This window comes from Pseudomonas sp. L7, assembly GCF_046605565.1.
GTDB classification, from domain to species: Bacteria; Pseudomonadota; Gammaproteobacteria; order Pseudomonadales; family Pseudomonadaceae; genus Aquipseudomonas; species Aquipseudomonas wayambapalatensis.
In genome coordinates this window covers 3,515,753-3,539,843 of the sequence record NZ_CP176784.1, presented here as the reverse complement: position 1 = coordinate 3,539,843, position 24,091 = coordinate 3,515,753, and the positions used below count along the sequence as shown (strand labels likewise).

Here is a 24,091-nt window from a genome sequence, read left to right as displayed (position 1 = left end):
GATTATTCGCGTTCGAGCTCGACGTGCTCGTGCTCGGCCAGTTGCATTGCGTCTGCGTGCTCGGTAGTCAGTTCGCCAGCCGCCTGATCAACCACGACCTCTGCTTCCAGCTCGTTCAGTTTGTTGCTCATGCCACGATAAATGTATCCCATGGTGAAACTCCTTCTTGAACTCTGAGGGTTGTTGGCGGCGTTCTAAGGCCGCCGACGCAGTGTTCGTCAACAAGACGGTCTACGGAAAGGGAGGGTGCGCGGGGAGCCGTGTTAATGAAATGTGCGGTCACTGTTATGGCAGTTGACTGCATGCTTTCGCAGATCAATCCGCCCACACAGAGGGCTCAGGAGAAAGGAGGCGAGCTTTTGACAGCGGTCTGAGGGAAGGAATGAAGCAGTACCTTCGCGCAGTATCTGTAGGCGCTTTCTATTTGAATGGCGATAACTGCTTTTTGGTCATGCTTTCATACTGCCTTCGATGTTTTTTCCGCATGGTCGAAGGCAATATGCTTGGCCGCCAGGCGCTTTTGTATTATTTCAGCGTGTAAGAAACACCGATGTAGGCTGCAAAGCCCTCCCCAGGGGTCGAGCGCGCCATGTCGCTACCCTGGTCGTCATAGCCTGGGGTTACCGTGGCCGCATAGCGTTCGCCCGTCAGATTGCGCAGATCGATCCAGGTCTGCCAGTCCTGCTTCGGTGAGTCCCAGCCCAGGCGCGCGCCAAGCAAGGCGTAGTCGTCAGCGTGATAGCTGTTGGCGTAGTCAACCTGCACCTTCGAGGCCATCTGTGTATTCACACCGGCGTAGAAACCGCTGGGCCAGTCGTAGCGCAACTCGGCCTGGTAGTAATGCATCGGGATACCGGGCAGGCGGTTGTCGCCGAAGCGGTCATCGTCGCGGTAATGGAAGTCGCTGAAGGTGTAGGCCTGGCGCAGCGACAGCTTGCCGACGCCCTGCTGTTGCCACAGTGTGCTGTCCAGGCCTGCTTCGACGCCCTGGTGCACAGTGGGGCTGGCGTTGTACTCCTTGAACGGCTGGCCCGGCACGATTTCGACCGCCAGCAGTTCATGGCGCACCTGCGAGTAATACCAGGCCAGATCCCAGCGCCCCAGGATCGACTCGCCACGGGCTCCCAGCTCCAGCGTGGTGGCTGTCTGGTTCTGCATCTCGATGGGTTGCGTCGCGACGGTCGAACTCCAGATCAACGACCAAGGATGCGGTGGCTCGACGGAGCGGCTGAGGTTGCCGTAGACCTGGGTCTGCGGGTCGATGTCGTAACGCAGGCCCAGGCGCGGTGCATAGTCCCAGTCGTGCTGGCTGACCTTACCGCCGTTGGCAGGGAAGGTGACGGCACTTTCGCGGCGGGTGTAGATCATGGCAAGGCCGGTGGTCAGCCACAGGTTCGGCACCAGCTCCAGGTCGTTGCCCAGGTGCAGCACGGTGTCCGAGCCCTGGTAGCTGAAGTCGCGGCTGCGTGGGCCGAACACATCGCCATTGCGCACGAACTGCGAGGCGCCGCTGTTGGGCAGGTGCTTGGTAGTGCGCCAGCCAACGGTGGTCTTGCTCTCGTGGCCGAACAGGGTATCGCGACGCAGGTAGTTGAGCGTGCCGCTGACATCGGTGTAAGCCACTTTCAGGCGCATCGGGCCTTCGCGCAGGTCCATTGGGTAGTCGTGGTAGACCAGCCCGGCCTCCAGACGTGAGTCATCATCGAGGAAGAAGGTGGTCTTGTTGCCCACCCAGGTGCTGCCAGGCTGCGGACGGCTGTCATCGCGGGCGAGATAGGCCGGGTTGGCGGCGCGCGGGTGGTGCTTGATCTGGTCCTTGGTCAGACGCCCGGCCAGATCGTTCTCGGTTTCCCGGTAGCGCAGGTAGAAGCGTGTTTCCAGATTCGGGTTGAAGCGATAGCCGACGTTGGCGGCGATGCCCTTGGCACTGCCGCTGCTGTGTCGCTGGTAGCCGTCGTACTCGGCGTCGGTCAGCGCCACGTAGTAGTCGAGATTGCCCAGCACCTGGCCAGAGCTGATGTGCCGGCGCTGGTAGCCGTGGCTGCCGGCCTCATAGCGCAGTTGCAGGGGCGCGGCGTCGTGGCCGGTGTGGGTCACGTAGTTGATCGCGCCGCCGAGGGCCAAGGCGCCCTGGTCGAAGCCGTTGGCACCGCGCAGCACCTCGGCACGGTTCAGCCACAAGGGCTCGAACAGCTCGTACGGCGTACCGCCGGGGCCGGTCAGCGGCAGCCCATCGAACATCGTGTAGACCCCCGAGCCATGGGCGCCTGGCGCGCGGTTGATACCCGAGCCCCGGATCGACAGCTTGATCCCGTCGTTGCCCGCCGACTGGGCGAATACCCCCGGCTGGTAGGCCAGTACATCCTGGTTGCTGGCCACACGCCCCTGGCCGACGCTGTCCATGTCCACCAGGTTGCTGGCGCCGGGTATCTCACGCAGTCGTTCGGCAGCGGCTTCCTGCTCGGACTGCTGGCGGTCCTGGATCAGCACCTGTTCGAGCTCGATGCGCTCGGCGGCGTGGGAGGCGGTGCCGGCCAGCAGGGCCAGCAGCGAGAGGGGGAGGTTCGGACGCATGGGCAGGGGGTTCCAGATCGGGTGCGGGTGTGTGACGCTGCAACTGTCAGACGAAGCACAGTTGTCGATCTGCAGAGCGCAGCGATGGCTCGTGCGTGTTAGCCTTGAGCGGTTCCTGCCGTTTCGGACGCCCTATGGCCAACCACAAGATCGAAATTCGCCGTCGCAATATCGAGAAAATTCTCCAGGCCGCCGAGCAGGTGTTCGCCGAGCAAGGCTACGGCGTCACTTCCATGGGCGACATCGCCGAGCGCGCGCAGTTGCCGCGTTCCAACCTGCATTACTACTTCAGTACCAAGGATGAGCTCTATCGTGCGGTACTGCAGGACTTGCTGGACGTCTGGAAGCAGGATGCCCTGTGTTTCGAGCGCTTCGAAGACCCACGCGTCGTGCTGACCAGCTATATCCGCGCCAAGATGGGACACTCGCGCTCGCGGCCGCTGGGCTCGAAAGTCTGGGCCGAGGAAATCCTCCACGGCGCGCCGCTGCTGGGCGACAGCCTGGACGATTCTCTGGTGCCCTGGGCGCAGTTGAAGGAAGCCAAGATCCGTCGCTGGGTGGAGGAGGGGCGCATCCTGCCGGTCGAGCCGTCGGCGCTGCTCTACATGATCTGGGCTTCGACCCAGCATTACGCCGATTTCGGTTACCAGGTGGCTTTGCTCAATGACGGCGAGCCGCTGTCGGACATGGCGTTCGAGCGGGCGGTGCAGACGGTGACCAGCGTGATTCTGCGGGGCATCGGGCTGGAGCCTTGAGCCTGCCGGGGTGCCTGACAACCCCGGCGAGGGATCTTGCAGGGTTCAAAATCTGAAGGCCAGCCCAGGTCAGCTCGCTTCACGATAGGGGTTGCGCGGATCCTGGGTCCAGTTCAGGTACGGCTTGCCGGTCTCCTGGGCCACCATGTCGATGCAGTTTTCAACCGGGCAGGTGATCTGGCACAGGTTGCAACCCACGCATTCGGCCTCGATCACGCTGTAGACATGCGTTCCATCGGCCTGCAGGGTGTTGGCGATGGCCTGGTGCGAGGTGTCTTCGCAGGCGATGTGGCAGCGTCCGCAGCCGATGCAGGCATCCTGGTCGATATGCGCCACCGACTTGTAGTTGATGTCCAGGTACTTCCAGTCGGTGGTGTGCGCCACGGCCTGGCCGCGGAAGGCTTCCAGGCTGCGGTGCCCGTGCTGGTCCATCCAGCGCGCCAGGCCATCTTTCATGTCTTCGACGATGCGAAAACCGTGCAACATCGCCGCCGTGCACACCTGCACCGCGCCGCTGCCCAGTGCGATGAATTCCGCGGCATCGCGCCAGTTGCCGATACCACCGATGCCGCAGATCGGCAGGCCCCGGGTTTCAGGATCGCGCGCAATCTCGGCGACCATGTTCAGCGCGATCGGTTTGACCGCCGAGCCGCAGTAACCGCCGTGGGTGCTCTGGTCTCCGACGATGGGGTGGGCGACCATGCGGTCCAGGTCGACACTGGTGATCGAGTTGATGGTGTTGATCAGCGACACGGCATCGGCGCCGCCTCGATGTGCGGCGCGGGCCGATTGGCGGATGTCGGTGATGTTGGGCGTGAGCTTGACGATCACCGGCAGCGAGCAGTGCGTCTTGCACCAACGGGTGACCATTTCCACGTATTCCGGCACCTGACCGACCGCCGCGCCCATGCCGCGCTCGGGCATGCCGTGGGGGCAGCCGAAGTTCAGCTCGATGCCATCGGCGCCAGTGGCTTCGACCAGCGGCAGGATGAACTTCCACGATTCCTCCACGCACGGCACCATCAGCGACACCACCAGCGCCCGGTCGGGCCAGTCCTTCTTCACCTGGGTGATTTCACGCAGGTTGATCTCCAGCGAGCGGTCGGTGATCAGCTCGATGTTGTTGATGCCCTGCACCTGGCGGTTGGCGCCGAAGTGCGCGGAGTAGCGCGACGACACGTTGACCGCCGCCGGGTCCTCGCCAAGGGTCTTCCAGACCACGCCACCCCAGCCCGCCTCGAAGGCGCGGACTACGTTGTAGGCTTTGTCGGTCGGTGGCGCGGACGCCAGCCAGAAAGGGTTGGGTGCCTTGATACCGGCGAATTCGATGGACAGATCGGCCATTTACGCTGCCTCCACATTGAGCATGAGTTGGGCATGGATGGCTTCGGCGGCCAGCTTGCCATGTTGCACGGCCTGGACGGTGAGGTCCTGGCCCAGGGCGGTGCAGTCGCCACCGGCATAGATGCCGGGCAGGCTGGTGCGCATCTGCTCGTCGACGCGGATACGTTCGCCATCGCGCGCCAGTTGCGCCGCTACCGGGTCCTTGAGCGCTGCGTCATCGAAGCATTGGCCGATGGCCTTGAAGATCGCGTCGGCGGGCAGCTCGAAGGTTTCGCCGGTATCGGCCAGTTTGCCTTCGACCTGTTCGGTGCGTACGAAACGCATCCCTTTCACGCGGCCCTGGTCGTCCAGCAGCACAGCATCGGGCCGTGCCCAGGTGTGCAGGCGCACCTGGTTGGCCTTGGCGATGTCCTGCTCGTGGCCGGTGGCGCCCATGTCGGCGGCACCGCGGCGATACACCAGGTTGACGTCGCGCGCACCCAGGCGGCTCATCTGCACTGCCATGTCGATGGCGGTGTTGCCCGCGCCGATCACCAGGCAGCGGTCGGCCAGCGGCAGTTGGCTGAGGTCGTCGGCCTGGCGCAGTTCACGGATATAGTCGGTGGCGGCCAGCACCCCAGGGGCCTCCTCGTCAGGCAGGCCGAGCTGGCGCACGGCATTCAGGCCAAGGCCCAGGAACACCGCGTCGTACTGGTCACGCAATTCGCCCAGGGTGAGGTTGTCGCCCAGGCGTTGGCCATGGCGGATCTCGATGCCACCGATGCCGAGCAGGAAATCCACCTCACGCTGGGCATAGTCGTCCACCAGCTTGTAGCGCGCGATGCCGTACTCGTTGAGGCCGCCAGCCTTTTGCTGTGCCTCGAAGACCACCACGTCATGACCATGCAAGGCCAGGCGGTGCGCACAGGACAGCCCGGCGGGGCCGGCCCCGACCACGGCGATGCGTTTGCCGGTGCTGGGCGAGCGTTTGAACGGGTGCTCGCTGAAACCGGCGTTGTCCAGGGCGTAGCGTTGCAACTGGCCGATCAGCACCGGCGCGCACTCCTGGGCGTTGTTGCGCACGCACGCCTGCTGGCAGAGGATTTCGGTCGGGCACACGCGGGCGCAGCTGCCACCGAGGATGTTCGCCGACAGGATCCGCTCGGCGGCGCCCTGCAGGTTTTCATCACTGATGCGGTGGATGAATGAAGGGATGTCGATTTCGCTCGGGCATGCATTCACACAGGGGGCGTCGTAGCAGTACAGGCAGCGCGCGCTTTCCACGGCGGCCTGGCGTGCGGTGAGGGGTGGGGCGAGGTCGGTGAAGGCGTCGGCGAGCTGCTCGGCGCTGGCCCTCGGGCGCGGCAAGTGGTTCAGGGTGTCGATCACGGTTGTAGCCTCTCTCTTTTTTATGGGTACAGGCGGCGGTTACTCGCCCGTCCGTTCTGGGATGGCAGTCAACAGGTGTCTCTGGATTGTTATTGCCGGAGGCGCTGCGGCCCCCGGCTGTTATGGGCTGCTCAGCGGCTGACCGGGATCGGCCGCTGCTGCTCGGCCCGTCGCCCGAGGACCTCGTACACCGAGGGGTAGGCGGGCCTTTCCACATAGCGCCCCGCGCCCGGCTCGGCGCGCAGGTCGCCATCGGCCCAGAGCACTCGCCCCTGGCTGATGGTGTGGCTGGGAATGCCGCGCACCGTGCGACCTTCGAAGATGTTGAAGTCGACCTTCTGGTGATGGGTGCTGGCAGAAATCGTGCGTGTGCCCTGCGGATCCCAGAGCACCAGGTCGGCGTCGGCACCCACGCGGATGGCGCCTTTGCGTGGGAACAGGTTGAAGATCTTGGCCGTATTGGTCGAGGTCAGTGCCACGAACTCATGCATCGACAGGCGCCCGCTGTTCACGCCAGCGTCCCACAACACCGCCATGCGGTCCTCGATGCCGGCGGTGCCGTTGGGGATGCGGCTGAAATCATCGCGGCCCATGGCTTTCTGCTCGGCGCAGAAGCAGCAGTGGTCGGTGGCGGTGGTGTGCAGGTTGCCCGATTGCAAGCCGCGCCACAGGGCTTCCTGGTGTTCGCGCGGACGGAATGGCGGGCTCATCACATAGCCGGCAGCGGTGGACCAGTCGGGGTTGCGATAGACGCTGTCGTCGATCAGCAGGTGCCCGGGCAGTACTTCGCCATACACCGGCTGGCCCTTGGCCCGAGCGTAGGTGATCTCATCCAGCGCTTCTTTGCTCGAGATGTGCACCAGGTACAGCGGTGTGCCCAGCGTTTCGGCAATACGGATGGCGCGGCTGGCCGCCTCGCCCTCGACCTGCGCCGGACGCGACAGCGGATGGGCCTCGGGGCCGGTGATGCCCTGGGCCAGCAGTTTCTTCTGCAGGTGGAACACCAGCTCGCCGTTCTCCGCATGCACGGTCGGTACCGCACCCAGTTGCAGGCAGCGCTCGAAGCTGGCGACCAAGGTGTCGTCGGCGGCCATGATCGCGTTCTTGTAGGCCATGAAGTGCTTGAAACTGTTCACGCCGTGGTGGGCGACAAGTTCGCCCATTTCCTCGGCGACCTGCTCGCTCCACCAGGTGATTGCGACGTGAAAGCCATAGTCGCTGGCCGACTTCTGCGCCCAGCCGCGCCAGGTGTGGAAGGCCTCCAGCAACGACTGCTGCGGGTTGGGGATGACGAAGTCGATGATCGAGGTGGTGCCGCCGGCCAGGCCTGCGGCGGTGCCGCTGAAAAAGTCCTCGCTGGCCACGGTGCCCATGAATGGCAACTGCATGTGAGTGTGCGGGTCGATGCCGCCGGGCATCAAGTATTGGCCGCTGCCGTCCAGGACCTGGCAACCGCTGGGCACTTCGAGGTCTTTGCCAATGGCGCGGATCAGGCCATCGGCACACAGGACATCGGCGGGATAGCTTTCTTCGTGGGTAACCACGGTGGCGCCACGGATCAACAGGGACATACCGTCTTCCTCGCAGGCTGACCGGTCGTTTTGCCGGTTCTTGAAATTGTTTTTTGCCAGCGGTTGGAGGTTGCGTTGCAATCCTGTCAGTGCTGACAAGATTGGAATCTAGATGCTGATCAAGGATTGATCAAGAAAAAATTTTATGAGTTTACATCTTCAATAAATAATTGAAATTTAAGGCTTTTTTGAATAAATCACCAAAATGGACAGGCTACTCACCATTTTGACGCACTTGACAAGAAGCAGATTTGGTCAAGATTTTCCATGCGAAATCAGCCGTTTGAAACCTGGCTTGCCGGCGCGAACCACGCCGCGCAGAAACCAGGCTGCACCAGATTGAAACCCGGTGCGCAGGCCAGGGCGGGCCTCCACCAGCAAAACGTCAGGGCAGGGCATGACCGTACCTTTCCCTGGCGCGACTCAATGCCTTGCAAATCAGTGAATTACCTCCAGTCGGCGGTAGCCGGCAGGGTTGGCCTGGGCCAATCCGGCATGCAATTTGAGTGCGGCCACAACCGCCAGGCCGGACCGGAGGTGCAGTACAGGTGAGATGTGTAACTCCGGCCATCGATTCAGCCGATGAGCGAATAACTAGAACAATCTGGAGAAGGCCCCATGCAACAGAGCAGATCGCAAGTGATCGAGCAGCACGGGCTGTACGAGCTGTCCGAAGGCACTGACGTCCTCGACAGCCCTCGCTACAACCACGACATCGCTCCGACCAAGGTGCACCAGCGTACCTGGAACAAATGGCACATCACCGCCTTGTGGGTCGGCATGTCCATCTGCGTCCCCACCTACACCCTCGGCGGGGTACTGACCGCCTACTTCGGCCTGAGCGTCGGCGAGGCGCTGCTGGCGATCTTGCTGGCCAACCTCATCGTGCTGATTCCGCTGACCCTCAACGCCTTCCCCGGCACCAAGTACGGCATTCCCTTTCCGGTACTGCTACGCGCTTCGTTCGGCATCCTAGGCTCCAATGTGCCGTGCCTGATCCGCGCGGTGGTGGCGTGCGGCTGGTTCGGTATCCAGACGATGTTCGGCGGTCTTGCCATCCACCTGTTCCTGGGTTCGCTGTTCGATGGCTGGAAGAGCCTGGGCGGAACCGGCGAGGTGATCGGTTTCATGCTGTTCTGGCTGCTCAACCTGTGGGTGGTGCTGCGCGGCTCGGAGTCGATCAAGTGGCTGGAAACCCTGTCGGCACCGCTGCTGGTGGCGGTGGGCGTCGGCCTGCTGTTCTGGGCGCTGCCGCACATGTCGATGAGCGAACTGCTGGCCCAGCCGCCCAAGCGCCCGGAAGGCGCCAGCGTGATCGGCTATTTCTGCGCGGGGCTGACGGCGATGGTCGGGTTCTGGGCCACGCTGTCGCTGAACATTCCCGACTTCAGCCGCTACGCCAGAAGCCAGAAGGACCAGATTCTCGGGCAGATCTTTGGCCTGCCACTGACCATGTTCCTGTTCGCAGCCCTGGGTGTGGTCATGACCGCCGCCTCGGCATCGCTGGTGGGGGAAACGGTGTCGGACCCGGTGAACCTGATCGGACGTATCCAGAGCCCGGGCTGGGTGGCGCTGGCCATGGCGCTGATCATCATCGCCACGCTGTCGACCAACACGGCGGCGAACATCGTCTCACCGACCAATGACTTCCAGAACATCGCCCCGCGCCTGATCGGGCGCAGCCGTGCGGTGTGGCTGACCGGTTTCATCGGTTTGGCGCTGATGGGCCACGAACTGCTGAAAAAGCTTGGCTGGATCGTTTCCGACCTGAGCCTCGAGAGTGTCTATTCCAACTGGCTACTGGGCTATTCGAGCCTGCTCGGGCCGATTGCCGGGATCATGGTGGTGGACTACTTCCTGATCCGCCGCCAGCAACTGGACCTTGCCGGGTTGTACCGCGATGACGTGTACCCGGCCTGGAACTGGGTCGGGTTCCTGGCGTTCGCGGTGCCGGTGGCGCTGACCGTAATGTCGATCGGCAACAGCCGCTTCAGCTGGTTCTACGACTATGGCTGGTTTACCGGTTCGCTGCTGGGGGCGGGGCTGTACTACGTCCTGGGCCGCGTCGCGGTGCGTGGAACGGCGCGCCTGGCCAAACCATCACCCTGAATCTGGCTGGCCGCTACAGCCGAATCACCAGAACAAGAAATCGCCTGAGGAGAGTCCCGATGAAACCGATCAAGGAAGTGCTGCACTCCACCGACCGCCATGTCGACAGCGCGCGCCTGTGGCAATCGCTGATGGACCTCGCGCGCCTGGGCGCCACGCCCAAGGGCGGGGTCTGCCGATTGGCACTGACCGACCTGGACCGCCAGGCCCGCGACCTGTTCCGGCAGTGGTGCGAGGCCGCAGGTTGTAGCGTCAGCGTCGATGCGATCGGCAACATGTTCGCCCGGCGTCCCGGACGCAACCCCAAGCTGCCACCGGTGATGACCGGCAGCCACATCGACACGCAGCCTACTGGCGGCAAGTTCGATGGCTGCTTCGGGGTGATGGCCGGCCTGGAGGTGATCCGCACCCTGAATGACCTCGGCGTGGAAACCGAAGCGCCGCTGGAGGTGGTGGTGTGGACCAACGAAGAAGGTTCGCGTTTCCCACCGTGCATGATGGGATCAGGGGTGTTCGCCGGCAAGTTCACCCTCGAAGAGACGCTGGCCAAGCGCGATGCCCAAGGGACCAGCGTCGGTGAGGCGCTGCAGGCCATCGGCTATGCCGGCCCGAGGGCCGTGCTGGGGCATCCGGTCGGGGCGTATTTCGAGGCGCATATCGAGCAGGGGCCGATTCTGGAGGATCAAGGCAAGACCATCGGCGTGGTGCTCGGCGCCCTCGGCCAGAAGTGGTTCGACCTGAGCCTGCGCGGCGTCGAGGCGCACGCCGGGCCGACGCCGATGCACCTGCGCAAGGATGCCCTGGTCGGCGCGGCGGCAGTGGTCGCGGCAGTCAACCGCACGGCACTGGCGCATCAGCCCCATGCCTGCGGCACGGTCGGTTGCCTGCAGGCGTATCCGGGGTCGCGCAATGTGATTCCGGGTGAGGTACGCATGACCCTGGACTTCCGTCACCTTGAAGGGGATCGGCTCGATTCGATGATCGCCGAGGTGCGTGAGGTGATCGACAGTACATGTGCCAAACACGGGCTGAGTTTCGAGCTGACGCCAACGGCGGACTTCCCGGCGCTGTACTTCGACCGTAACTGTGTCGATGCCGTGCGTGAGTCGGCCAAGAGCCTTGGTTTGGCGCACATGGATATCGTCAGCGGGGCTGGGCACGATGCGATCTTCCTGGCCGAGCTGGGCCCGGCAGGCATGATTTTCGTGCCGTGCGAGAACGGCATCAGCCACAACGAGATCGAGAACGCTACGCCCGAGGATCTGGCGGCGGGTTGTGCAGTGTTGCTGCGGGCGATGCTGGCAGCGTCGGAGGCCATTGCCCAAGGGCGATTGGCGGCCTGACTGCGAGCGGTGCCTGGCATCGGCTCAGCCGGTGTCAGGCATTGGACATGCCCCTTGCCGACGTGACCGTGCTGGCCGGGCGCTGGGCGTTGCACAAGCGCGGCGATTACTGACGCCCGGCCTGCCTGGTTCAGATCACGCCGCAGGCCACGCGGTCGCCGCCACCGCCCAGGGGCATGGGCATGTCGGCGTGGTTGTCGCCACCGGCATGGATCATCAAGGCGTGGCCCTTGATTTCGGAAATCGTCTTCAGGCGCGGCGCCAGGACCGGATAGGTGGAGGTGCCGTCGGCGCTCACATAGAGTGCCGGCAGGTCGCCCAGATGGCCATCGCCATAGGGGCCCAGGTGCTTGCCGGTCTTGGCCGGGTCGAAGTGCCCGCCCGCGGCCAGCGCCGCGACTGCCTTGCCATCTTTCATGCCGGGCGCACAGCTGCCGTTCTCATGCACGTGGAAACCATGCACGCCTGCGGGCAGGTTGTTCAGCTTGGGGGTGAAGATCAGTCCGTAGGCCGACTCGCTGATGCTGACCTGACCGATGGGTTGTGCTTTGCCATCGGCGCTGACCAGATTGACCGGTACATCAAGGGTCGCGGCGTGGGCGCCGATGGACAGGGTGCCCAGCAGGGCGAGCCAGAGGTGTCGTTTCATGTTTGCCTCTTCAATTCAATGACGGGAAAGCGTGGTGGCAGGAACCTGAAAGTTGTTCCGGCGGGGCAAGAATAGAAAGGGCTGAGCGCGAGAGTCCAACTAAAATTGGTAATTAAAAAAAACAGAAAAAGCTATGGAATAAACGACGCAAGACAAGTGTTATGGGGGCTATATCGTCAAGAAGTGCTGTTTCATGAAACAAGGGCGATAAATAACAAGATGAGTTCCCTTCACTTGTAGAAATAATTCGTTCGGCGCACTGTATGAAAAAACATCAAGCCGGAAGTTGCGCAGCAGTGCGATCCGGTAGCCCTGTGCGTGATGAAGGGGCCCAAGCCCGAACAGTCCATGGTCCAGTTGAACGTCGCGGGCATGGATGTTGTGGTCTGGCGTCAGTCTCAGCTAGGCTACGCGCTGATCGGCGCCCCGGACGGCGTCGACCTCGATGCCGTGGCCCGCGTGGTCGCGGACCGCAGTTCAGGCCAGTTGTATACGGCCAATGCCAGCCTGCCATCGCTGTTGTGGTTCGCCGGTATCCGCCAATAAGGCCCCTGGGGGTGGGCGACCGGATTCTTGGATCGCCTGAATGCCCGCACAGTACCGCCACCACTTCCTCGTTGCCTTCTTCCCGACCCTGTTCACCGGCCTTGCCTGTGCGCTGTTCGTCGAGCGCAATAGCTGGACAGCCCCTCCATCACTGTCCTCTGCGGCCGGCGTTGCCCGCGTCGTCGATGCGTTCGAAGCGGTGTCCGGCCCGCAGCCGGGCTTTCACCGCAATCACGCCAAGGGCCTGCGCGCCAGCCGCGAGCGCCTGGGCGCGGAGTGGGAGCAGGCCTACCGCTGCAGCCCGATCCGGCATTTCGCCTTGGCTGCCGGGGTGTGCGGCGAGGTCGCCTGGGCCGGCGTGATGATGCCCAGTGTCGACCGGGTGGGGCGCTATTTTCCCCTGACCCTGGCCTATGGCGGACCGGACATACCAGTGCTGGAGCGCCTGCGGCGCGATGGCGCGTGGTACGCCGAAGTGGAGCGCCTGGCATTGTCGACCCTGGAGGCGGGATTCGTGCTGGAGCGCTTCGACCGCGACCTCAGCCAGTTGCCCGCTCCATCCCGGCCCGAGCCCGCAAGCATCGCGCCTGTGTGGGGGCAGCCAGCGATGGGCGCGATGTGGCTGACGTTGCCGGAGCAGGACGGGATGGCGCAGGCGGTCGAACAGTGGTTGATGCAACTGGACGGGCTGGCGGGGCAGCGGTCGTTGGCCGGGCATGCCTTGTTCTGGACCGAAGGCGGGCCGCAGGTGGCGCCGACGCTGTTGGTGAGCCGGGGCTTGCCGGGGGCGGGGTGGTTCGTTGGCATGCTGGGCGGGGAGGGTGGCGGCGCGGCGTGAGCTTGATACCGGCACCGCCCTCATCGCCGTACCTGTGGGAGCGGGCTTGCCCGCGAAAAAGACACCGCGCTGTCTGGCACGAGCTACGCCCGTGCCATGCGCCGCATCGAGGCGCAGCGGGTTGCATCAGCAGCAAGCGGCCACCGCATCAATCTCCACCAGCATGCCATCCAGCGCCAGCCGTGGAACGGGGATCAGGGTGCAGACCGGATGCCCGCTTTCCCAGACCCGATTTGCTTCGCTGACCCATTCACGCAAGCGATGCTCATCATGATCGACGATCAACAAGGTCAGCTTGAATACCTGTTGCAAGCTCGCGCCTTGCGACCGCAGTGCCGTGTCCAAATTGGCGAGTGCCTGCCTGGCCTGCGTGGCAAACTCGGCGGGCAGTCGCCCGTCGACATCCTCGCCACCTTGCCCGGCAATGAACAACAGCCTGGCTCCAGGTGCTACTGCGGCGACGTGGGAGTACCCGTTGCTGCTCGGGTCGTACAGCCCGGGTGGATTGGACAGCGCGAATGCGGGGCGGGAATCTGTGGACATGGGATTGCTCCAGAGGAAGGAGCGGGCAGTCTGCAACCTCGAGTCAACTTGAGGTCAAGCGTGTTTGTGGCCGAGAGAAGAAATCTCCTGGACGCAACCCAGTCACTCAATCAGGCGCAAATCCCCCGCCACGATCATGCTGCGCTCGATGCCGTGCATGCACCGCATCGCCTGCTTCGCGGGTAAACCCGCTCCCACGGAGTGGGCGTCGCACTTACGAAACGCGATTTTTCAGTGTCCGAAATGGGTCGAAAGCAGTCACCCGCTACCGCCAGCTTCGCCTCCTAAGGCGGTGGGGAATTTCAGGAATGAGGGTGAGTCGTTGATTGCACGATACCCAACCAAAACCATCAGGGTCAGCTAGAGTTTTGATGAGTACAACGCCGCGAGACAACGATCATGCTAAAACAAGAAGCAGAGAACGTGATTGAGCGTATTCGGGAAGATCTGAAAAGGCACGGTGTGCTGATCGGCTACGATCCCGAGTTTACTACTGCTGAATTCGGGTGCGACCTCGACCATCACGTTGCTCAGGTCAGAGAGGATCCGAACAACCGTGTGTTGCAGATTGCGATACATGACGAAGGGCTCTGGAACCAGATCCAGCAGGGAAATGTGTATCGGTGTAGCGTCAGTGATTGTCGAGGAAAGCTCTTCGGCATTCCTATTACGATAGAACCGAGAGACGATGAGTCCTACACCATTGAGTACAGGCTCTGAAGTTTCAGGAGGGTAGTCTGCCGTCCAGATTCCCGTCCCGCAGACGAGTCGGCAGATCACCCTCTGTCGGAAGCAAAAAGCCCCCAGCGATTTTCGCAGTGGGCTTGCGTCTATACAGGATGCCAAGCCTCGATCCCATCTGCCCTGATGCCCAGGAACTGCCTGTCGAGCTGGAGTATGGACGGCGCATCAGTTGTTGGCACAGCCATTCCCCACGATTCTGTACTCCATGATATGCCGCTCGCCATTGGAGTCGTCGTAAGTCAGCTGCATCGGCACAACTTCGCAGACATTGGGCACCGGGGTAACAGCCACAACGTGCGCGATATCCAGTTTCTGAGAGTAGCGATAGGGTTCAACCGTCATTGGTGCAGTTCGAGTACCTTGGTCATCGGCCATGGCAACAGAACCAAGGCCGCCTAGGAACAAAACGAGTAAGAGTTTCATGGTGATCACCTGTACTGAGGGCGTAAGAAGGCCTGAGCATCCGATCGGCGCTCAGTCGTCATGAATGTTGGAGATGGCCCGGCGCGGTATGGCGCCGGGCTGAGTTACATCAGAAAGGCTTGGTAGGCAGATACTTGCCGTCCAGGGTGATCACAGCACGGTGACCACCGTCTGGATCTTCGACCTTCTTGATGTCCAGCTTGAAGTTGATGGCACTAATGATGCCGTCGCCGAACTTCTCGTGGACCAGCGCTTTGAGGGTGGTTCCATACACCGACATCATTTCGTAGAAGCGGTAGATGGTAGGGTCGCTCGGCACCCCGTCGAAGAAGCTGCCGCGGATCGGCATCGATTGCAGCAGTGCGACTTGATCAGCATCGAGATCGAGCTTTTCGCCTACGACCTTCGCGGCGCTTTCAGGCAGCGGATGCTGGCCAAGCAAGGCTGCGGTGACAAAGGCCTCGGACAGGCCCGTACCGTCAACGATTTGCGCGAAGGACAGGTCCTTGCGAGCCTTGGCCTGGATGATGACTTCGGTCAGTTCCTGGCGAGCGGTGCGGGTGGCTTGAGTCTGGATCATGGTGAGTCTCCTGGGTAAGAAAAGGTGCAGATACAGGCTTCAGGCGACGTGCCTGGCCGGCTGGGAAACGGCGTGGACTTCTGGGTTTTGCGCGAGAGACACGAAGGTGCCGGTGCTGCCATCAAAAGCGTCGATACGTCCGGTCTCGATGTCATAGATCCAACCGTGCAGGGTCACGCGGCCTTCTTCGAGCGCCAAGCGCACGGAGGGGTGGGTCTGGATGTTGGCCAACTGCGCGACCACGTTTTCGCGCACCATGGAAGCAACCTTGCTTGGGCCGTCCGCATGCTGACGGGCCTCATTGACTACCTTGGCTGAGTCGGCGTACCGCAACCAGCTGGCTACGGCGGGCATGTGATCCAGGCATTTGCAGGTGGCGATGGCGGTCATCGCGCCGCAGTCGGAGTGGCCGCAGATCACGATGTCTGCAACCTTGAGTCCGGCGACCGCGTATTCGACCGACGCCGAAACCCCACCCGGCTCTGGCCCATACGAGGGCACGATATTGCCGGCGTTGCGGATTACAAACAGATCGCCTGGCTCGCGTTGGGTGACCAGTTCAGGCACCAGTCGGCTATCAGAGCAGGAGATGAAGAGAGCCTTTGGCGCTTGCTGATTGGCAAGGTCCTTGAACAGTTTGACCCGCTCAGGAAAGGCGTTTTTTTGAAACTTCAGAAATCCGTCGATGATCGCTTTCATGGTTGCTGTCTCGATGTCGCTGGGTGTGAGACGGAGATTAAGCAGCGCATGACATAAGGTAAAAGTCTCATTTATTATGAGTTGGATCAGATTATCTTATGGGTTTAGGCATGCTCGCTCGCCACATCCAGTATTTCCTGGCCGTTGCAGAACATCTCAGTTTCACGAAGGCCGCAGCAGCGCTGCATGTCTCTCAGCCGGCGCTTTCTCAGCAAGTAAGGCAGTTGGAAGAGAGCCTGGGAGTCCAGTTGTTCGACCGATCAGGCCGCACGACGCGTTTGACTGACGCGGGGGATGTCTACCTTCTCTATGCGCGCCGTGCGTATCAGGAACTGCAGGAAGCCAAAAGGGCTATACATGATGTCAGCGACCTCAGCCGTGGCTCATTGCGTGTTGCCGTAACGCCGACGTTCACGACCTATCTGGTGGGGCCGCTGATCGAGGCATTTCACTCCAGATACCCCAAGATCACCGTCAACCTGAAAGAGATCTCCCAGGAGCGTATCGAGGAGTTGCTGTTGGCGGGAGAGCTGGACGTAGGGATCGCATTTGATGAAATACATGCGCCGGATATCGAAGCCATCCCCTTGCTGAACGAAACGCTTGCTTTGGTCATGAACCGCAGACACCGCCTGGCCGAGGAACGCTCCATTACCTCGCACGGCCTGAGTGCAGAGTCTTTGGTCTTGCTCAGCACAGAGTTTGCCACTCGCGAGCAAATCGACCGCTACTGCCGCAAACATGAGATTCGTCCCAAGGTGCAGATGGAGGCCAATGCCCTCGGCGCAGTGATCGAGATCGTTCGCCGGACGAATCTCTCGACCTTGTTGCCTGCCAGAATTGCGTTGGCCCATGACGACCTTGTAGCCATCACACTGGAGCCGGAGCGCTTGCAGCGACGGGCCGTTCTGATGCGGCGCAAAGACGCTTTTCTGAGTGCGGCGGTGCGTGTCTTCATCGAGCTGGCTAAAGAAATATCCAGCGATCTTGATCAGTGAGGGTTTGCGCGACCGCAGGATGTGCGTGTGCGCAAGTGCAACGATGATGGCCTAGCCGACCTGCGAAGCGGAGACTGGCAGGGGAGGGAAGCCCCTATTGCTTTCTAGCTGCTGACGGCGCACTGATGTGTACTACATAACCTCCAGCAAGCAACTCACCCCAAAATTAGATGGCTTCCTACACGAACGAATCAGATTTTCGCTATTTGATGTAGGCCCTTTCCCAAGCATCCTCTGTCCGCTTTTGCATCATCCAGATGACGACTAGTCTCGCCGGGTCGTTGCCAAATCAACGACCGGGCCTGCAAGCCCGAAGATGAGACTACCTTCGCTGGCCGAGCCTACTCGGTCACGCCGTCTATGGTGGCTACGTGCGGGAGATCTTCGGATCTGCCGGTTTTCTCGTCTTCCGGTCTTGCAGACCTGTACGTAGCCGCCACCCATCAAATGCAAGTGGTGTCGTGGTGGTTCAATCTAATAGACGAGATCACGCCATGCTCAAGATAGTCCCCGACCCACCGCACACCACCGAAGCCCCCGATTACCTCGAAGACACCCTGGTCGAAGCCATGGAATACACCCTGTGTGGCCTGGCGGTAGCCAACCAGTCGATCACCTCCCTCCCCAAATCCCCCGCCACGATCATGCTGCTTAGCGTGATGCACGAGCTCGACGCCGTGCGCTCGCTGTTGGAGTGTGCGTTGGCGCAGGTGCAGCTCAAGAGTCGAGCGCGGCCGCTATCCCTGCATTAGTCCGTACTCATTTCCAAAAGGCTTGCAGGGCCTCTGTGGGAGCGGGCTTGCCCCGCGATCACGGGCAACGCCCGTGCCATATACCGCATCGCCTGCTTCGCGGGTAAACCCGCTCCTACAGGTACCCCGCTGTACTCAAAATCAGCGGAGTACCTGTAGGAGCGGGTTTACCCGCGAGGAGGCCAGCAATGGTTCAGCACAGCCAATTGCCCATACCATCACCGGTGCCCTCGCTCACCCACCCCATTCACAGCACCTCGAAGGACTTCCCCATGGACAAGGACTCACCAGACCACCTCGGCAAGCTCGGCTGGACCGTCGGCACCACCACCTGCCTGGAAAGCGAAGCCAAAGGCAAACACCTGTTCCGCGTTGAACCCGGCAACTGTGCCGACCATGCGCTGCAACAGGCTTCGGAACTACTGGCTAGCGCGCGGCGGGCGTCGTTCATCGGGGTGATGGACGACGAACCGGTGCTGGTTTGGGCGGCGCATTACCTCAGCGAGATGGCCAAGGCGTTGATGGATGATGCGCGTAGGGGGATGCATAAAAGCGATTGAGGTGGAGGTTGGGCGATTCAGAGTTGTCCGTTCGGATCTACGGCTACGTCTTCGGATGACAGCTTCCGACCCAAAGCTGCCGTCCGCGAAAGAGCAGCAAGAGGCCTGTAGCGCCTCTCCGCCTCTACTGCTCGACGGGATCATCATGGCGCACTTCGCCACAGGCATGGTCTAGTTCGAAATCACCATCTTGGCTCTGTGTGGCTAGTCCAAGCATGGCTAGAGTGGGCTCCAACGGACACTAACCCACTGCGAGTACCTGCCCATGAACAACCGCCTTGATTACTTCAAGCTGTCTCCCCAAGCGTCCAACAAACTGGTGGAGTTGACCCTGCAACTGAGCAAGAAGCCGTTGATGGTCGATCTTGCCCACCTGATCATGTTGCGGGCTTCGCAGCTCAACGGCTGTGCGTTCTGCGTGGATATGCATGTGAAAGAGGCGAAGATCCATGGCGAGCGCGAGCTGCGTCTTCACCACGTCGCCGTCTGGCGTGAGTCGCAGCTGTTTACGCCCGTAGAGCGAGCGGCGCTGGAGTGGACCGAAGCCCTGACCCAGTTATCGCCTCATGGTATCTCCGACAGCCTCTATGCGCGTGTGCGCGAGCAGTTTTCTGAGCACGATCTGTCGGATCTGTCGTTCCTGATCGTCGCCATCAACGGCTGGAACCGCCTCAACGTAGCTTTCCAGGCCATCCCGGGCTCATCCGATGAACTGTTCGGCCTGAGCAAGGCCAACCTCAACTGAGTAACGTGCTGATCACTGCGCCAAGCTGCTCGCCAGGAGCAGCTGTGGCGCAGTTGGTAAAGCTCAGGAGCAGACCCGACTGACGCTGCGACGAGGCAGCCCAGCGCGACAACGCCTGTACCGACATGCCCCTGCCCAGCAACTGCTCGGCCAGGGCGGTGTCGTTTACGTCGTTCGGCAAACGCAGTACCAGGTGCATGCCGCCCGGCGAGCGCTCCACCTGCATACCCTGCGGCAAACTTCGCTCCAGTGCTTCGATGGTCAATGCTCGTCGCTCGTTGTAGATGCGGCGCATGCGTTGGATATGCCGGGCAAAGTGTCCTTCGGCAACGAACTCCGCCACCATGGCCTGGGTAATTGACGGTGACCCGGCAGCGAACAAGGCCCGGCCGACGCGCTCGAACGCTGCCACCTGCGCCTGCGGCACCACCAGATAAGCCAGGCGAAGGCTGGGAAACAGCACCTTACTGAAGGTCCCGGCATACAGCACGCGCCCATGGCGATCCAAGCTGGCCAGCGCTGGGAGTGGACGGCTGACGTAGCGATACTCGCCGTCGTAGTCGTCCTCGACAATCCACCCCCCGGTGCGGGCAGCCCAATCCAATAGCAGTTGTCGGCGTGGCAACGACAGTGCCATCGACAGCGGGCTCTGATGCCCCGGTGTCACCATGGCGACCTGCGTAGCCCGGCCACCCGCGATGGCATGCTCTACATTCATGCCATCGGCATCAACCGGCACCGCTTCCAGCTCCAGTCCGAATTGGCGAAGCACCTGGCGCGTGGGGGGATAGCCCGGGTCTTCCACCCAGGCTCGCGCCCCTGGCTGCAACAAGGTGTGCGCGATCAACGTCAGGCTATTGCGCCAACCGCTGGTGATAAACACCTGGTGGGCACCGCAATCGATGCCTCGGGATACCTGAAGATACGAGGCGATGGCGCTGCGCAACGCTGGCAGGCCGTGGGGTGCCGGATAGTCCAGATCTCCCACACGCATCCCGCGTAGATACCGGGCACCCAGACGCGCCCATATCTTGCGCGGAAAAGCATCCAGCGCCGGCACCCCCATCTGGAATGGCAACAGCTGCGGTGGACGCCAGAGCGAATCAGGGGAGTCTTCGATCACCCGGCTGCTGACGGGTGCTGTGCTGGCCGCCAACGCGGGCTTCTGCAGTTCAGGATTGATCACGGTGCCTTTCTGCCCGAGCGCAAGGATGTAGCCCTCGCTGGCTAGCAGTGAATAGGCCAGTTCGACGGTCCCACGGGCCACACCCAGCTCCTTGGCCATGGCGCGCGCCGACGGCAAGCGGTCACCGGCGGACAACGTGCCGGCGGCAATGGCGGCCAGCACGCGGTCGTAGAGTTGGCGATACAGAGGCAGCGCGGACTGCTCTTCCAAGGGGGCGAAAGGCGGTTTTGGCGAAGTCATCATGGACTAGTTCGTATCCCATTTCTTGGCTCAATCAAGTGGGTCAATGGTAGTCCAATATAGCGCCATCACTTAAGCATGAGGCCAATCCCATGACATCTACGTTGACCAACTTCATACCCAGCGTGCTCGACCTGGCCGACACGGCCCTGCGTCCCCTGGACAACATCCATGACCTGTGCGGCGCATTCCCGGTAATGCAGCAATTGCGCCCTCATCTGACCAGCGAAGCCGACTTCACCAGCCGCATCGAGCGTATGCGTGTTGAAGGCTATCACCTCATTGGCGCGTATGACTCAGGCGTCCTTGTGGCATTGGCTGGTTACCGCCTACAGGAAAACCTGGTCTACGGCGCATTCCTGTATGTCGATGACCTTGTCACCGCCGAGGCTCATCGGGGTGGCCAGTGGGGGGCGCGCTTGTTGCAAGCCTTGGAGCGACTGGCCCGCGCCAGCGGCTGTGCGCGCCTGGTGCTCGACACAGGTTTGGCCAACGCCCGAGCGCAACGTTTCTACTTCCGTGAAGGCCTGTTGACTGGGGCAATGCGCTTTCAAAAACAGTTCGATACGCCATAACCCGCACACATCCAAGGAGGCAAACATCATGACATCGTCCCGACCGCTACTTGCTCCTTTGCGCGTTCTTCGCCTGGTCGCCAGCCCCAACGCAAACCATTCGGAAAGTCTGAAGCTGTCCCAGCAGATCCTGTTTGGCTTGGCCACCGTGGCCGGCAGAAGGGGTATCCAGTTGACCGATCTAGATCTCAACGCCTTGGCACCCGTCGATGCGCCTTACGCCCAGGCATTAGCCAATCAGCGCATAGTCGCGGTAAGCGGGCGGGACAGTACGTTGAGCCGTTCCAACGAATTGATCGACCAACTGCAAGCATGCGACGTACTGCTGATTGCCACGCCGATGCACAACTACAGCGTGCCCGCCCCACTCAAGATGTGGATCGACCAGGTGGTACGCGTGGGTAAAACCTTTGTTGGCACCGCCAAAGGTAAAGTCGGAAAGCTGACGGATCGTCCGGTCTACGTCGCAATCGCTAGCGGGGGCCACATCAGCGGTCCACAGGCCCGTCAACCGGACTTTCTGCGCCCCTACCTGTCGGCCGTCCTCGCCACCATTGGTCTCACTCAGGTGCATTATTTCACCGTTGAGGGTACCGCCAAGGGGGGGGAGTCACTGAGTACTGGAAGGGCAACAGGGTACGGTGATGTGCAGGCGTTCTTTGGTAGGCATAGCTGTCGAGTAGGTCAAGCCTAAAGTCCGCTTCAAGGCCGACATCTACTCCAAGCGCTTAGGTTTGCATCTCAACTGGGCCGTATGCGAACAAGCGGCCACGCTCTTCATCGCTCATACAAAGGAAAAAATCATGAATCGTCTCAATTGGTTTGAAGCTTCGCCTGGTGCAGCTAAGGCCCTCGGCGGCCTGCATCATTTCGTGACCACCGCGACAAATTTGCCAGCCTCGCTGATCCACCTCGTGTTTCTCAGGGTGTCTCAAATCAACGGCTGCGCTCATTGCATTGATCTTCACTCACGCGATCTGATCAAAGCAGGTATGTCAGTGGACAAGGTGCTGTTAGTGCCGGTATGGCATGAAGCGCAATATTTGTTCTCGGATCAGGAGCGCTCAGCACTGGCTTGGGCGGAAGAAGTCACCAGGGTAAGCGAGACACAGGTATCCGACGAAGCTTATGCAGCCGCATCGGCGATGTTTGCAGAAAAGGATCTTGTTGACCTGACAGCGGCCATTGCCGCGATGAATGCGTTCAACCGTATGGGCGTCAGCTTCCGACTCAAACCTGCGGCTAGGGCTTGATGACCTAGTGACTCGGCCTGGAGAGGTAGTACTTCGGAGACGGCACATCGCTTGTATCGCGTACCGTCTGCTTCAGGCCAATTGCTGCCCTTTCCGAACGACCGCTATGGCTCGGATACGGTCGTTCGCTAATGAAAAGCCTTGGGGGCCCAACTCGGCCCCAGGTAACGCACCATTTTCGAAAATGCCAGCAATCCTGTGAGGCCAGCCCCTACCATCTCTCACTCAAACTTCACCAACACCACCGTAGCGTTATCCCGCCCGCCATACTCCGCCGCCAACCGAATCAACCGCTGACTACTCCCCTCCAGACTCTCCCGCCCGGCGCCCTCCAGCACACGCGCCATCTCATGATGTGGCACACACCCATGAACCCCATCACTGCACAGCATCAGCAAGTCCTCCGCCTGCACCGCCTGCACCCACACCTGCGGCTCCACCCGCGGCGCTGGTCCGATCGCCTGCAACAGCACGTTGCGCGCCGGCAGCCGATCGAAATGCCCGGCATCCAGCGCCTGCTGGTACCAGGTCTGGTCGCGACTCAACTGCTCCAGCTCACCGTGGCGATAGCGATACAGGCGACTGTCACCCACATGAAACGCCAACAACGGCCCGCCGGCCTGGGGGCGCCAGATGCCGGTGAGGGTGGTGCCCATGCCGCGCCCCTCGCTGAGCTGACGGGTGTGGTTGTGCGCGTACAAGCGGGTGTTGACCGCTTCGAGCGCCTCGTGCAGCGCGCCCAGGGCCTGCATCGAGGGCACCTGGCAGGTGGCGTCGGGGTCGCTGGAGGCGTGGGTCGATCAGGAAGTGGTCTTCGTTGTGCTGGCGCACCGGGCCGGTGTCGCTGTGACCGAAGGCGATGCCGCCGCGCAGCAGGCAGGGCGCGGTGGCCATGTGGTTTTGTGGCGCGCTCATGGCTGCTCCTCGAGAAAGGCGCTGCGTTGGGCGGCGTCGGGGATGTGTTCGGCCAGGGCCTGCAACAGCGCCTGGCGGGTGCTGGCGTGGGGCAGGGCGCGGCGCATGACGATGCGGGCGATCGGGCCGATCAGGTAGGTCAGGCGCGTTTCGCTGGCCTGCACGAAAGCGGGGTCCAGCTCGGGGGCTGGGTGTCTGTCGTATCTGTCTGGTGGGGCAGGCTGTCGTCTTGCGGCGGGGTTTCGGTCGTGGCCAGCAGCGCTTCGGTGGCGGCGACGAACTGTTCGCGGCCACGCTCGGAGGGAATGTGCGGTAGCAGGGCGCTGCGCAGGCTGGCGAAGTCGTCGGCGCTGGCCAGGCTGCGCTTGACCAGCAGGCGCGCCAGGGGGCCGATCTGTTGCGACAGCAAAGATTCGAGCTGCGGGCGGAGCTGGCGTTGGCGGGCTTCACGTCGCGGTGCACTGCCTTGGGGTACGCCAGTCAACGGTTGCAGCTTGAGCCAGCCTTGCAGCAGGTTGAGATGGGTGGTGTTGCCCGTGTGTTCCAGATACAGACGGGTGTGCGGGCCAAGGGCAATGCGTGTGCCGGCCAGTTGGTCGATGAGCACGCCTGTGCTGCCGGCTTCGAGGTAGTCGGCACTCTGCAGGCGGGTGCCGGCGTTGGCTTGGTAGACGCTCGTGGCACGCAACAGTTGCACGGGCTTTTCCGCTGCGCTTATCACTCCGATCTCTGCCGGGGCGGCGAGCAGAGGCGAGAGTTGGAGCAGGCCAGCCAGGAGGGG

The 24,091-nt window shown here is 62.0% G+C and carries 27 protein-coding genes; 13 read left to right on the top strand and 14 right to left on the bottom strand.

Annotated features, from left to right (window positions below):
- Positions 1-2: 2 nt before the first annotated feature.
- Together ACK3BK_RS16365 and ACK3BK_RS16360 are read right to left on the bottom strand one after the other, a co-directional pair.
- Entirely contained in the window at positions 3-152 is a 150-nt protein-coding gene (locus ACK3BK_RS16365) for a hypothetical protein (protein ID WP_186668837.1), read from the bottom strand.
- Between the two features lie 373 nt (positions 153-525).
- Positions 526-2,574, bottom strand: coding sequence for a TonB-dependent receptor family protein (locus ACK3BK_RS16360; RefSeq protein ID WP_411382896.1), 2,049 nt, complete (start codon positions 2,572-2,574; stop codon positions 526-528).
- Between the two features lie 134 nt (positions 2,575-2,708).
- On the opposite strand from ACK3BK_RS16360, the gene ACK3BK_RS16355 reads away from it, so the two are divergent.
- Positions 2,709-3,329: a TetR/AcrR family transcriptional regulator gene (locus tag ACK3BK_RS16355; RefSeq protein ID WP_186668841.1), complete on the top strand. Its 621-nt coding sequence runs from the start codon at positions 2,709-2,711 to the stop codon at positions 3,327-3,329.
- Positions 3,330-3,398: 69 nt separating this feature from the next.
- Here ACK3BK_RS16355 and preA read toward each other — a convergent pair whose 3' ends face one another.
- From preA to hydA, 3 genes are all read right to left on the bottom strand, one after another.
- Positions 3,399-4,673, bottom strand: coding sequence for an NAD-dependent dihydropyrimidine dehydrogenase subunit PreA (preA, locus tag ACK3BK_RS16350; protein WP_186668843.1), 1,275 nt, complete (start codon positions 4,671-4,673; stop codon positions 3,399-3,401).
- Positions 4,674-6,041, bottom strand: a complete 1,368-nt coding sequence (locus ACK3BK_RS16345) for an NAD(P)-dependent oxidoreductase (protein WP_411382895.1) — start codon at positions 6,039-6,041, stop codon at positions 4,674-4,676.
- Between the two features lie 131 nt (positions 6,042-6,172).
- Positions 6,173-7,612, bottom strand: coding sequence for a dihydropyrimidinase (hydA, locus tag ACK3BK_RS16340; RefSeq protein ID WP_186709863.1), 1,440 nt, complete (start codon positions 7,610-7,612; stop codon positions 6,173-6,175).
- A 618-nt stretch (positions 7,613-8,230) separates the two neighbouring features.
- Here hydA and ACK3BK_RS16335 point away from each other — a divergent pair.
- On the top strand, positions 8,231-9,721 hold the full coding sequence (locus ACK3BK_RS16335) for an NCS1 family nucleobase:cation symporter-1 (RefSeq protein WP_186668847.1): 1,491 nt from the start codon (positions 8,231-8,233) through the stop codon (positions 9,719-9,721).
- A gap of 59 nt (positions 9,722-9,780) precedes the next feature.
- Entirely contained in the window at positions 9,781-11,064 is a 1,284-nt protein-coding gene (locus ACK3BK_RS16330; RefSeq protein WP_186722418.1) for a Zn-dependent hydrolase, read from the top strand.
- Positions 11,065-11,194: 130 nt separating this feature from the next.
- Here ACK3BK_RS16330 and sodC read toward each other — a convergent pair whose 3' ends face one another.
- On the bottom strand, positions 11,195-11,713 hold the full coding sequence (sodC, locus tag ACK3BK_RS16325) for a superoxide dismutase [Cu-Zn] SodC (RefSeq protein ID WP_411382894.1): 519 nt from the start codon (positions 11,711-11,713) through the stop codon (positions 11,195-11,197).
- A 348-nt stretch (positions 11,714-12,061) separates the two neighbouring features.
- On the opposite strand from sodC, the gene ACK3BK_RS16320 reads away from it, so the two are divergent.
- Together ACK3BK_RS16320 and tagF are read left to right on the top strand one after the other, a co-directional pair.
- Positions 12,062-12,259 carry a hypothetical protein gene (locus ACK3BK_RS16320; protein ID WP_411382893.1) on the top strand — a complete coding sequence of 66 codons (198 nt, stop codon included), beginning with the start codon at positions 12,062-12,064 and terminating at the stop codon, positions 12,257-12,259.
- 40 nt (positions 12,260-12,299) lie between these two features.
- Entirely contained in the window at positions 12,300-13,097 is a 798-nt protein-coding gene (tagF, locus tag ACK3BK_RS16315) for a type VI secretion system-associated protein TagF (protein WP_411382892.1), read from the top strand.
- Positions 13,098-13,223: 126 nt separating this feature from the next.
- Here tagF and ACK3BK_RS16310 read toward each other — a convergent pair whose 3' ends face one another.
- A complete protein-coding gene (locus ACK3BK_RS16310; RefSeq protein WP_411382891.1) occupies positions 13,224-13,640 on the bottom strand; it encodes a RidA family protein in 417 nt (138 codons plus the stop codon).
- A gap of 399 nt (positions 13,641-14,039) precedes the next feature.
- Here ACK3BK_RS16310 and ACK3BK_RS16305 point away from each other — a divergent pair, with 399 nt between their 5' ends.
- Positions 14,040-14,360, top strand: a complete 321-nt coding sequence (locus tag ACK3BK_RS16305; RefSeq protein ID WP_186668856.1) for a hypothetical protein — start codon at positions 14,040-14,042, stop codon at positions 14,358-14,360.
- A 189-nt stretch (positions 14,361-14,549) separates the two neighbouring features.
- Here the strand turns inward: ACK3BK_RS16305 and ACK3BK_RS16300 are convergent, their stop codons facing one another.
- From ACK3BK_RS16300 to ACK3BK_RS16290, 3 genes are all read right to left on the bottom strand, one after another.
- On the bottom strand, positions 14,550-14,807 hold the full coding sequence (locus tag ACK3BK_RS16300) for a DUF2790 domain-containing protein (protein WP_411382890.1): 258 nt from the start codon (positions 14,805-14,807) through the stop codon (positions 14,550-14,552).
- Positions 14,808-14,916: 109 nt separating this feature from the next.
- Complete coding sequence (gene cynS, locus ACK3BK_RS16295; RefSeq protein ID WP_054895305.1) at positions 14,917-15,387, bottom strand: cyanase; 471 nt, start codon at positions 15,385-15,387, stop codon at positions 14,917-14,919.
- 39 nt (positions 15,388-15,426) lie between these two features.
- The gene (locus ACK3BK_RS16290) at positions 15,427-16,086 is read right to left on the bottom strand and encodes a carbonic anhydrase (RefSeq protein WP_186668860.1); all 660 of its coding nucleotides are present in this window, start codon (positions 16,084-16,086) and stop codon (positions 15,427-15,429) included.
- Between the two features lie 110 nt (positions 16,087-16,196).
- On the opposite strand from ACK3BK_RS16290, the gene cynR reads away from it, so the two are divergent.
- The 4 genes from cynR to ACK3BK_RS16270 all read left to right on the top strand — a co-directional run bounded on the left by cynR (position 16,197) and on the right by ACK3BK_RS16270 (position 19,141).
- Positions 16,197-17,084, top strand: coding sequence for a transcriptional regulator CynR (gene cynR, locus ACK3BK_RS16285; protein WP_411382889.1), 888 nt, complete (start codon positions 16,197-16,199; stop codon positions 17,082-17,084).
- A gap of 494 nt (positions 17,085-17,578) precedes the next feature.
- Positions 17,579-17,836 carry a hypothetical protein gene (locus tag ACK3BK_RS16280; RefSeq protein WP_186709872.1) on the top strand — a complete coding sequence of 86 codons (258 nt, stop codon included), beginning with the start codon at positions 17,579-17,581 and terminating at the stop codon, positions 17,834-17,836.
- A gap of 188 nt (positions 17,837-18,024) precedes the next feature.
- The gene (locus tag ACK3BK_RS16275; RefSeq protein WP_411382888.1) at positions 18,025-18,396 is read left to right on the top strand and encodes a DUF3077 domain-containing protein; all 372 of its coding nucleotides are present in this window, start codon (positions 18,025-18,027) and stop codon (positions 18,394-18,396) included.
- Positions 18,397-18,661: 265 nt separating this feature from the next.
- A complete protein-coding gene (locus ACK3BK_RS16270; protein WP_153773441.1) occupies positions 18,662-19,141 on the top strand; it encodes a carboxymuconolactone decarboxylase family protein in 480 nt (159 codons plus the stop codon).
- On the opposite strand, the gene ACK3BK_RS16265 is transcribed toward ACK3BK_RS16270, so the two are convergent.
- Positions 19,134-20,570, bottom strand: a complete 1,437-nt coding sequence (locus tag ACK3BK_RS16265; protein ID WP_186668864.1) for a PLP-dependent aminotransferase family protein — start codon at positions 20,568-20,570, stop codon at positions 19,134-19,136. The two genes, ACK3BK_RS16270 and ACK3BK_RS16265, sit on opposite strands and share 8 nt — an antisense overlap.
- A gap of 89 nt (positions 20,571-20,659) precedes the next feature.
- On the opposite strand from ACK3BK_RS16265, the gene ACK3BK_RS16260 reads away from it, so the two are divergent.
- From ACK3BK_RS16260 to ACK3BK_RS16250, 3 genes are all read left to right on the top strand, one after another.
- Positions 20,660-21,142 (top strand): GNAT family N-acetyltransferase, encoded by a 483-nt coding sequence (locus ACK3BK_RS16260; RefSeq protein ID WP_186668865.1) that lies wholly within the window; start codon positions 20,660-20,662, stop codon positions 21,140-21,142.
- Between the two features lie 28 nt (positions 21,143-21,170).
- Entirely contained in the window at positions 21,171-21,836 is a 666-nt protein-coding gene (locus ACK3BK_RS16255) for an FMN-dependent NADH-azoreductase (RefSeq protein ID WP_411382887.1), read from the top strand.
- Positions 21,837-21,945: 109 nt separating this feature from the next.
- On the top strand, positions 21,946-22,395 hold the full coding sequence (locus ACK3BK_RS16250; protein WP_012314951.1) for a carboxymuconolactone decarboxylase family protein: 450 nt from the start codon (positions 21,946-21,948) through the stop codon (positions 22,393-22,395).
- A gap of 221 nt (positions 22,396-22,616) precedes the next feature.
- On the opposite strand, the gene ACK3BK_RS16245 is transcribed toward ACK3BK_RS16250, so the two are convergent.
- From ACK3BK_RS16245 to ACK3BK_RS16235, 3 genes are all read right to left on the bottom strand, one after another.
- Positions 22,617-23,147 carry a PP2C family protein-serine/threonine phosphatase gene (locus ACK3BK_RS16245; protein ID WP_411382886.1) on the bottom strand — a complete coding sequence of 177 codons (531 nt, stop codon included), beginning with the start codon at positions 23,145-23,147 and terminating at the stop codon, positions 22,617-22,619.
- Positions 23,148-23,306: 159 nt separating this feature from the next.
- On the bottom strand, positions 23,307-23,474 hold the full coding sequence (locus ACK3BK_RS16240) for a hypothetical protein (protein ID WP_411382885.1): 168 nt from the start codon (positions 23,472-23,474) through the stop codon (positions 23,307-23,309).
- A complete protein-coding gene (locus ACK3BK_RS16235; RefSeq protein ID WP_186668870.1) occupies positions 23,450-24,007 on the bottom strand; it encodes a hypothetical protein in 558 nt (185 codons plus the stop codon). The genes ACK3BK_RS16240 and ACK3BK_RS16235 overlap by 25 nt, the downstream gene beginning before the upstream one ends.
- Positions 24,008-24,091: the final 84 nt, after the last annotated feature.

Excerpts from the sequence above, each read along its gene's own strand:
- ACK3BK_RS16310 (WP_411382891.1), bottom strand. The coding sequence starts at position 13,640 with ATGTCCACAGATTCCCGCCCCGCATTCGCGCTGTCCAATCCACCCGGG.
- ACK3BK_RS16245 (WP_411382886.1), bottom strand. The coding sequence starts at position 23,147 with ATGCAGGCCCTGGGCGCGCTGCACGAGGCGCTCGAAGCGGTCAACACC.
- ACK3BK_RS16365 (WP_186668837.1), bottom strand. The coding sequence starts at position 152 with ATGGGATACATTTATCGTGGCATGAGCAACAAACTGAACGAGCTGGAA.
- ACK3BK_RS16330 (WP_186722418.1), top strand. The coding sequence starts at position 9,781 with ATGAAACCGATCAAGGAAGTGCTGCACTCCACCGACCGCCATGTCGAC.
- ACK3BK_RS16355 (WP_186668841.1), top strand. The coding sequence starts at position 2,709 with ATGGCCAACCACAAGATCGAAATTCGCCGTCGCAATATCGAGAAAATT.
- ACK3BK_RS16320 (WP_411382893.1), top strand. The coding sequence starts at position 12,062 with ATGGTCCAGTTGAACGTCGCGGGCATGGATGTTGTGGTCTGGCGTCAG.
- ACK3BK_RS16290 (WP_186668860.1), bottom strand. The coding sequence starts at position 16,086 with ATGAAAGCGATCATCGACGGATTTCTGAAGTTTCAAAAAAACGCCTTT.
- ACK3BK_RS16280 (WP_186709872.1), top strand. The coding sequence starts at position 17,579 with ATGCTCAAGATAGTCCCCGACCCACCGCACACCACCGAAGCCCCCGAT.
- ACK3BK_RS16300 (WP_411382890.1), bottom strand. The coding sequence starts at position 14,807 with ATGAAACTCTTACTCGTTTTGTTCCTAGGCGGCCTTGGTTCTGTTGCC.
- ACK3BK_RS16335 (WP_186668847.1), top strand. The coding sequence starts at position 8,231 with ATGCAACAGAGCAGATCGCAAGTGATCGAGCAGCACGGGCTGTACGAG.
- ACK3BK_RS16270 (WP_153773441.1), top strand. The coding sequence starts at position 18,662 with ATGAACAACCGCCTTGATTACTTCAAGCTGTCTCCCCAAGCGTCCAAC.
- ACK3BK_RS16255 (WP_411382887.1), top strand. The coding sequence starts at position 21,171 with ATGACATCGTCCCGACCGCTACTTGCTCCTTTGCGCGTTCTTCGCCTG.
- ACK3BK_RS16360 (WP_411382896.1), bottom strand. The coding sequence starts at position 2,574 with ATGCGTCCGAACCTCCCCCTCTCGCTGCTGGCCCTGCTGGCCGGCACC.
- sodC (WP_411382894.1), bottom strand. The coding sequence starts at position 11,713 with ATGAAACGACACCTCTGGCTCGCCCTGCTGGGCACCCTGTCCATCGGC.
- tagF (WP_411382892.1), top strand. The coding sequence starts at position 12,300 with ATGCCCGCACAGTACCGCCACCACTTCCTCGTTGCCTTCTTCCCGACC.
- cynR (WP_411382889.1), top strand. The coding sequence starts at position 16,197 with ATGCTCGCTCGCCACATCCAGTATTTCCTGGCCGTTGCAGAACATCTC.
- ACK3BK_RS16250 (WP_012314951.1), top strand. The coding sequence starts at position 21,946 with ATGAATCGTCTCAATTGGTTTGAAGCTTCGCCTGGTGCAGCTAAGGCC.
- ACK3BK_RS16305 (WP_186668856.1), top strand. The coding sequence starts at position 14,040 with ATGCTAAAACAAGAAGCAGAGAACGTGATTGAGCGTATTCGGGAAGAT.
- preA (WP_186668843.1), bottom strand. The coding sequence starts at position 4,673 with ATGGCCGATCTGTCCATCGAATTCGCCGGTATCAAGGCACCCAACCCT.
- ACK3BK_RS16275 (WP_411382888.1), top strand. The coding sequence starts at position 18,025 with ATGGTTCAGCACAGCCAATTGCCCATACCATCACCGGTGCCCTCGCTC.
- ACK3BK_RS16265 (WP_186668864.1), bottom strand. The coding sequence starts at position 20,570 with ATGATGACTTCGCCAAAACCGCCTTTCGCCCCCTTGGAAGAGCAGTCC.
- hydA (WP_186709863.1), bottom strand. The coding sequence starts at position 7,612 with ATGTCCCTGTTGATCCGTGGCGCCACCGTGGTTACCCACGAAGAAAGC.
- ACK3BK_RS16260 (WP_186668865.1), top strand. The coding sequence starts at position 20,660 with ATGACATCTACGTTGACCAACTTCATACCCAGCGTGCTCGACCTGGCC.
- cynS (WP_054895305.1), bottom strand. The coding sequence starts at position 15,387 with ATGATCCAGACTCAAGCCACCCGCACCGCTCGCCAGGAACTGACCGAA.